We start from the raw sequence: 1,054 nt of genomic DNA, 5'->3' as shown, positions 1-1,054 counted from the left end.
ATGTGGTGGTGATAGCCGCCTGACGACAGGAACACCGCCTGGCCGCCATATTTGGCCACCGTGTCGAAGCCGAATTCCTGGTTCCACCAGGCTTCGGCGTCTTCCGGCCTGCCGACGCGCAGGTGGACATGGCCGACGACGCTGTTTTCCGGCGCGCCCTGCCAGCCGGCGTCACCCGCAGGCACTTCGGCAACGACGGACGGAATGTTCATCCGCTCGGTCGCCATCGCCACCTTGTCGCCATTCCACTTCCAGTCCTGCGGACGGCGGTCGGCATAGATCTCGATGCCATTGCCTTCGGGATCGGTCAGGTACAGTGCTTCGCTGACCAGATGGTCGGAAGCGCCCTCGATGGCGATCTTGTTTGATATGGCGTGGTTGATCCAGCGGCCGAGATCGGCACGGCTGGGCAGCAGGAAGGCCGTATGGAACAGGCCTGCGCTGCGAGGATCATCCGGCTTGGCCGAAGGATCGGCCTCGATGACCAGCAACGGACGGTTGGCGGCGCCCAGCGTGATCGCCCCATCGGCGCGGCTCAGTTCCTGCAGACCGACGATGCTGCGATAATATGCGGCAAGGCTTTCCGCGTCGCGCGCCTTCAGCCCGACGCGGGCAACGCTGACCGGGGTGGTGGCGGCAAAAGGCAACTCGCTCATCAAATGCTCCGTTCGACCGGCCTGCGATGAAGCTCCCAAAGCGAGAAACCCCACTCCGCCGATCATTGTACGTCGTGTCAGTTCCAAAGTCAGGGTTCCCGCGCACGGCTGTTTCTTTTCCTGACCACAGATCGTCCATCCGCATCGTTCACACAAGACGCGAAGAAGCGAACATGGTGTTCACTATTGTGATCAAACGTGGCGTTTCTGCCGGTTGCACGAAGCGATGCCGCTCGCTATCTCAGCGCCATGAAGGTCAGAGACGCAGATATTCTCATCGTGCCGGGCTACACCAATTCCGGCCCCGACCATTGGCAGAGCCGCTGGCAGTCGAAGCTGTCGACGGCGCGCCGCGTCGAACAGGCGGAGTGGTCGAAGCCGGTGCGCGAGGACTGGAC

General features: G+C 62.5%; 2 protein-coding genes. One reads left to right on the top strand and one right to left on the bottom strand.

Annotation, left to right across the window (positions count from 1 at the left end; genetic code table 11):
- Nucleotides 1-656 (bottom strand): VOC family protein (locus EN969_RS32600; protein ID WP_164758733.1); only part of this gene is annotated, 656 nt, incomplete at its 3' end.
- 249 nt (nucleotides 657-905) lie between these two features.
- Between EN969_RS32600 and EN969_RS32595 the strand changes: the two genes are divergently transcribed.
- Nucleotides 906-1,054, top strand: a 149-nt coding sequence (locus EN969_RS32595; RefSeq protein ID WP_164758734.1) for an alpha/beta hydrolase, incomplete at its 3' end; no start/stop codon positions are given.

The organism is Mesorhizobium sp. M7A.F.Ca.CA.003.01.2.1, assembly GCF_003998945.1.
Taxonomy (GTDB): Bacteria; Pseudomonadota; Alphaproteobacteria; order Rhizobiales; family Rhizobiaceae; genus Mesorhizobium; species Mesorhizobium ciceri.
The sequence above is the reverse complement of the archived record's forward strand: the minus strand, read 5'-3'. Positions and strand labels throughout refer to the sequence as shown.